General features: G+C 42.5%; 4 protein-coding genes. 3 read left to right on the plus strand and 1 reads right to left on the minus strand.

What is annotated here, in order from left to right; all coding sequences use genetic code 11:
- The 3 genes from LI112_RS17390 to LI112_RS17400 form a co-directional block, all read left to right on the plus strand.
- Window positions 1-1,244, plus strand: a 1,244-nt coding sequence (locus LI112_RS17390) for an exonuclease SbcCD subunit D (RefSeq protein ID WP_319638648.1), incomplete at its 5' end; no start/stop codon positions are given.
- Window positions 1,245-4,430: an AAA family ATPase gene (locus LI112_RS17395; protein WP_129796128.1), complete on the plus strand. Its 3,186-nt coding sequence runs from the start codon at window positions 1,245-1,247 to the stop codon at window positions 4,428-4,430.
- A 56-nt stretch (window positions 4,431-4,486) separates the two neighbouring features.
- Complete coding sequence (locus tag LI112_RS17400) at window positions 4,487-5,476, plus strand: DUF3878 family protein (protein WP_117998431.1); 990 nt, start codon at window positions 4,487-4,489, stop codon at window positions 5,474-5,476.
- Between the two features lie 79 nt (window positions 5,477-5,555).
- On the opposite strand, the gene LI112_RS17405 is transcribed toward LI112_RS17400, so the two are convergent.
- The gene (locus LI112_RS17405) at window positions 5,556-6,887 is read right to left on the minus strand and encodes an MATE family efflux transporter (protein WP_044924659.1); all 1,332 of its coding nucleotides are present in this window, start codon (window positions 6,885-6,887) and stop codon (window positions 5,556-5,558) included.
- Between the last annotated feature and the right edge of the window lie 282 nt (window positions 6,888-7,169).

Here is a 7,169-nt window from a genome sequence, read left to right on the forward strand (position 1 = left end):
TAAGTTTAATTTTTCAAAAGAAAAAGATGCAGTCAAACAATCGAAATGTTATGATATACGCAGAGGCAAAAAGACTGACTGACAAGGAGCTTTCTATGAAATTTTTTCATTTATCGGATCTGCATATAGGATTAAAACTGATGAACCGTGATCTTCGGGAAGATCAGGAATATATATTGGATGAAATTACAGAACTGGCACGCAGGGAACGGCCGGATGCGGTGGTAATTGCGGGTGACATTTACGATAAGGCAGTTCCGTCAGCGGAGGCGGTGGAGGTTTTTGACCATTTTCTGGTCGGACTCACCGAAGCAGTGCCGGATGCGGTTATTATGATGATCAGCGGAAACCACGACAGTGCTCCGAGAGTCAACTGTTTCCGCAAAGTCCTTTCCGGGCAGAACATCTATATGGTGGGACAGCCGCCGCGTACAGAGTCAGAATATATCGAAAAAGTAACACTGAATGATGCATACGGAGAGGTGAATTTTTACCTCCTTCCGTTTGTGAAACCATCCATGGTGAAACAGGTTGTGGGAGTGGATGAGAATGGAAACAATCTTTCTTATAATGAAACACTTCATCGTCTGATCGGACGTGAAAAAATTAATTCAGACGAGAGAAATGTACTTGTCAGCCACCAGTTTTATCTTCCTTCCGGTAAGAATGCAGAGGATGTGGAACGTATGGATTCTGAGATGCGCACCGTCGGAAATATTGATGAGGTATCTGCGGATGTGCTGGGAAATTTTGATTATGCAGCACTCGGACACATCCACAAACCAATGAAAGTCGGGAGTGAATTATACCGTTATTGCGGAACTCCGCTTGCCTGCTCTGTGAGTGAAGCACAGCAGCAAAAAGGCATTATTATGGTAGAAATGGGTGTAAAAGGAGAGGTAAAAACAACAATTTTACCGCTTGAACCGTTGCGACAGGTGAAGGTTGTAAAAGGAACTCTGGAGGAGGTTTTGAAAGAATCCTGTAAGGATTATGTGACTGTGATCCTGACAGATAAGGCGGATCTGGATGTGATCGATATGCAGGAACGTATCCGTCTGGCATTTCCGAATCTGCTGGAGATCCGGAGGGAAAATCAGCGGAAAACGGATTATACCAGAACGTTACAGACAGAAGAATTGCTGGATCCGTATGAGCTGTGCTGCTCTTTCCTGAAAGATCTGGACGAAGAAGAAAAGATGATTTTGCAGGATGTACTACATACGGTTCAGGGGGTGAAATAAATGAAACCTTTACGTTTAAAAATGCAGGCATTTGGCTCATATGGTAAAGAAACTACAATTGATTTTGAGAAAGTAAATCAGAATCTTTTTCTTATAACCGGGGATACCGGAGCGGGAAAAACGACGATCTTTGATGCGATCGTTTTTGCTTTATATGGAGAAGCCAGCTCTTCTTTAAACAAAAAAGAAGGCGTAGTTCTGCAGAGCCAGTATGTGGATTTTGATTCAGAACCGTATGTCGAACTTGTCTTTTCGGAAGACCGTGATGAAAAACGGGAAATCTATACAGTGCGCCGTGTTCCGAGACATCTCAAAACGATCACAAGAGGTGCAAACAAGGGTAAACCAAAAGAAAATACAGGTTCGGTAAGTCTGATCATGCCAGACGGATTGGAATATCCATCCAAAGAAGCTGACCGAAAACTGCAGGAGACTGTAGGACTTACCAAGAGTCAGTTTATGCAGGTTGCGATGATTGCACAGGGCGAATTTATGGACCTTCTTCGTGCAAAATCAGATGATAAAAAGGTCATTTTCCGGAAGCTTTTTAATACAGAAATGTATCAGGATATTGTGACAGAACTGGGTAACCGCAAGCGCGTAAAAGAGAAAGAAATCGCAGTTCTGAAAACACAATGTCAGGGAGAAGTGAGCAGGATCCGTATACCTGAAACATATGAATCAGAGAATCTGAAACAGTTGAAAAAACAACTGGAAGATGGTGAGATGACACGCCTTACTGACTTTCTGGAAGAAGTGGAAAAACTGTGTGACTGGCTGGAAAAACATACTGATCTGGCAGAAAAAGATTATCGGAAATCAGGGAAAAGCAGGGATGAAAAAAGAGAGGAATATACGAGAGCAGAAGAGGTTCTGAAATGGTTTATACAGCTGGAAGATGCAGAGCAGAAACTGCAGGAATGTGCAGGTGATGAAGCAAAAATGGTGGAAACAACAGCCCTGATCAGCCGTATCAGAAATGCGTATGAGATCAGAGAGACCAGTGTTCTCTTAAATGATGCGGAGAGACGACTGACAGAATTAGAACAATCATTAAAGACTCAGGAAAAACAGTTGCCAATATTGGAAGAAACGCGGAAAACAGCGGAAAAAGCAGAGGAGCAGAAAAAGCTGATTCGTGATCAGGAATTGCAGAGTTACAGCAAAATTGCAGAAAAAGTGCAGAAGGCACTGGAGCTTTTGAATCAGATAAAGAGCCTGCGTGTGCAGGCAGAAGCAGACAGGAAAAACTGTGCTTTGGCATCAGAAAACACACAGAAAGTACGCAAGCAGCAGGAGACTTTGGAACAGAAAGAAATACAGTGGAAAAAACAGAGCGAAGAGCTGGCTGAAGTGGATAAGAAGCTGGTACTCGCAGAGAATAAAAAGCAGGAAGCAGATGCTGTTTTGCAAGAGATTAAAGACGTTAGGGTACTGGGAAATCAGGCAGAACAATGCCGTAAAAATGCGATTAAAACAAGAGAAAATTATGCAAAAATAACTGAAAAATATAACGCGGTAAATACAGAATATGAAGAAGTGAGACTGTATTTTCTAAACGCACAGGCCGGCTTTCTTGCAGCAGAACTGGAACCGGGAAAACCCTGTCCGGTGTGTGGTTCCATAGAACATCCACATCCGGCGAAAAAAGATGTGGAATCTGTGGATATCTCTGAGGAAAAACTGCAAAATATGCAGACAAATGTGGATAAACTGCGTAAAGATCAGGAAAAAGCTGCTGGGGATGCAGCGGCGGCCAGATCAGAATACGATACACGAAAAGATACTTATATTGCCAGTGTACGAAAGCTCCAGGAACGTTTGCACAGAAGTATTTCTTCTATAACAGAGCAGTCGAGCGTAACGGAAATGAGCAATGCTCTGGAAAACTGGAAACAGCAGACAGAGACAGAACTGGAAAAACTGACGGCAGATGCGAAGCTTCTGGTAAAAATCCGTGAAGCACTTCAAAATGTGGAAAAGCAGAAAAAACAGTTGCAGGACACTTATGATGAGTGTACAGAGAAAGAAAAAGCTGCTGCTGAAAAACTGGCAGGAAGTGAAGCCGCGCTGGAAAATGTAAAAGGGTCCGTTGAATTTAAGACCGAAGAAGAGGCAAGGGCGGCACTGCTTCAGGCTGAAGACAGCAAAAAACAGGCAGAAGAAGTATATCAGAAAGTTCTGGCAGAAGCGAAGAAAGCCGCAAATGCGCAGAAACAGGCAGAAACCCTGATCAGCCGTTACCAGCAGGAGATTCCGGAACAGAAGAAGTGTGTGGAAGATCGAAAAACTTCTTATACAGAAGTAATGGAAATAAAACAGATGACAGAATCTGAATGGAAAGAGCTTGTGGAGACGTACAGCCGTGAAGCGGCAGAAGAGTTTCAGAAAACGGTTAATGCATATAATGAGAAAAAGACTGCAGCACAGGCAAGACGAGATTCTGCGCAGAATGCAGTTGGGGAATCAAAACGTCCAGTGTTGGAAGAACTTCAGAAAGAAAAAGAAGTTGCAGAAACGGAATATTTGGAGACAGAAAAGATTTATAACCAATTGCGAATAGATAACAAGGATGACAGAGAAATTTTTGATACACTTTCATCCAGGCTGGAAGAGCGAAAATCAATCGTGGAGGAACATGCCAGAATCGACGCGTTGTACCGTATGACTTCAGGAAATGTCAGTGGATCTCGTATGGACCTTGAGACTTATGTGCAGCGCTATTATCTGGAACGCATTTTGTATGCTGCAAACAGGCGCTTTCAGGAAATGTCTGCAGGACAGTTTGAGCTCCGGATGTATGATCTGGAAAAAGCCGGTGAGGGTAAAAACCGGGGACTTGATCTGATGGTGTATTCTACTGTAACAGGGAAGGAGCGAGAGGTTCGTACACTTTCAGGTGGAGAATCCTTTATGGCGGCATTGTCGCTTGCGCTTGGAATGGCGGATCAGATTCAGCAGAGTTCAGCTGCAATCAACCTGGACATGATGTTTATTGATGAGGGCTTTGGTTCACTGGACGAACATTCACGCAATCAGGCGGTTCGTGTGTTGCAGGAAATGGCAGAAGGTTCCAGACTGATTGGAATTATTTCTCATGTGTCAGAACTGAAGCAGGAGATTGAAGATCAGTTGCTCGTAAACAAAGATGAGAATGGAAGCCATGTGAAATGGCAGATCAGCTGATTTTTGGTAAAATATAAAAGCAGGGAATAGAAGTATTAGAGAATGTTAGGAGAAAAATGACAGAAGAAACTTTGGAAAAACTGGCACAGTTGTTGGAACAGGATCAATTTGAACTGCTCATTCCGGAGAAGATACGGACAGAATCGGGAAGAATATCGGATAAGGCATCGGCCAGTATGGATATTCCATTGGTATATCTGATGAATGATGCGGTTGAGAGCTTTCTGGTTTTTCGAAATGTTCGTATGACGGGGGAATATCACAGCGATTATCAGGGAGAACTGCAGGCATCCATGGCCAGGCAGGATGGCAGATTTGTACTTGTCATAAAACAGGATGATACAGTGCTGACATTGTTTTTTGAGGATCTGGAATTGGAAGTCCATCTGTATGAATATGCATATACTGGTCATTTCTGGGTAAAAGACTATGAATATTTGCGACAATTGGAGTATCGCCTTGCGATTCTCAGGGATAAATATGATTATCTTGGTGAGGCATATTGCACGGAAGAAGAAATAAAACTGGCGGCACTTGTAGAATTTCCACCATTAAATTATTGCTGCTATCCGGCAGTACCGGAGAAATATATCGTGCCCAGAGAAAATCCCTGGATACCTTCTGAAAAAGCAATTGTTTATATGAAAGAACTGGCAGCGGAATGTGAGGATACTTCTTTACTGAAAATGTTAGAATTCTATAGAAAGCATCCTGCGAAATTCTGGGCGAAGAGACTTGCAGTTATGCTGCATCAGACGAAGCACAGCAGAATTGTAGATCTGTTGTCAGAGAGACTGCAGCAGGCAACGGCAGATTATCCAAGAAGATTTTTTGGAGATGATATGGAACGGAAGTATCAGCAAGCATTGGAAAGAGCAAAACAGCGTCAGAGGGAGTTGAAGAGCCAGGGAATTCGTGCAGATCTTCTGAGAGAAGAACCTTTTACGATTGCGCGTGATTCTTTGAATTATAAACTGTATCTTATGATATGGAAGGAACAGAAGGGGAACCGAGTAACAGAAATAGAAGAATATATCTGTGAATAATAGATTTTTAAAGCCAAAGCTGTATTAGCAGGCGAAAACCTGAAATACAGCTTTTGTTGTTCTTTTGAAATATGGAAAGTTATGCTTTTTTCATTTTTCCAAGTTCTCTGCGGGCAAAAACAACCGCCAGTACAAATGCAGCTGCGTCGGCAATCGGTCCTGCATACATAACGCCATCAATTCCCATAAACATAGGAAAGATAATGATCAATGGAAGCAGGAAGATCACCTGTCTGGTGAGAGACATGATGATACCGAGGCCAGCCTTTCCTATAGAAGTAAAAAATCCGGAGGACATCGGCTGGATACCATTTGCGAAAGTCAGGAGCATAAAAATCCTCAGATAATTTTCTGCGAATTTAAAGTACAGATCGCTTCCGCCGCCAAACATGCTGATAATCTGATGTGGAAAGATCTGGAAGCACAGGAAAAAGAATGTGGCAATGATCGTACATGCCGTTGCAGAATAACGATATGCCTGACGAACACGGTCGTATTTTTTAGCTCCATAGTTAAAGCCCCAGATAGGCTGTGCACCCTGGGCAATTCCAATGCAGATCGCAAGAAAAACCATATTTACTTTTGACACAATCCCAACGCATGCAATCGGGATATCACTTCCATAAACAGAAGACGCTCCGTAATAACGAAGAGTGTTATTCATTACAATCTGGACAGCACCAATTGCAATCTGGTTGATGCACGAAGCAAGTCCAAGCGAAGAGATTGCTTTGAGGTGGATCAGCTGAGGCTTAAACATATTTCTTTCCAGATGCATATGGCGAAATTTTGCAAAATAAAGTACAACCAGCATGGCAGAAATAAACTGGCCGATGACAGTAGCCCATGCACCGCCCTTGATTCCCCATTTGAAACCAAAGATAAACAGTGGGTCAAGAATTGTGTTGATGATCGCTCCGATCAGAGTGCAGACCATAGAATAAGTGGGACTGCGGTCAGCACGAATCAGGTGGTTGCCGCCGACGGATAAGGTGAAGAATGGAAGTCCGATAGCAATAATGCCTACATAATCGATTGCGTAAGGCATCACATTATCTGTTGCGCCAAAAAAGATAAGCAGTGGTTTCAAAAAGATTAAAATCGCTGCGGCAATGGCTGTACCTATAATAACAAGTGTCGATAATGCACTTCCTGCAATCTCGCTTGCTTTTCGTTCTCTTCCAGCTCCCATTTCAAGATTGTAGTTAGATGCACCGCCGATTCCGAGGAGCAGTGCAGCGGCGGTTGAAATGGTTGTGACTGGAAATGCGATGTTTGTGGCAGCATTTCCGAGCATGCCGACACCCTGACCGATAAAAATCTGGTCTACTATATTATAGAGAGCATTGACCAGCATGCTGATGATAGCTGGGATTGCAAATTTAGCAAGAAGGCGGCCGGTTGGAGCAATGCCTAATGGATTGCCGGCATTTGTATTTGCAGTTGAAGGACTAGATTGAGATTTCAAGATAAATGACCTCTTTCTTCTATAGTATAAGATGTTTTTTATAAAGCCTGATTCAGGGCTGTTTATTAAGTATAACACAAAAAAATAAAAAAAGTTCAAAAAAATTGTTGACAGATTCTTTTTATAGTGGTATTCTAACTAAGCTGTCGCAAGGAATTGTTTCTTCTGAATAAACAATTTGAAAAGTTTTGAAAAAAACAAAAATAATTGTTGACAAAGAAACGA

Origin of the sequence: Blautia sp. 210820-DFI.6.14 (assembly GCF_020558815.1) — a bacterium.
Classification (GTDB): domain Bacteria; phylum Bacillota; class Clostridia; order Lachnospirales; family Lachnospiraceae; genus Blautia_A; species Blautia_A obeum.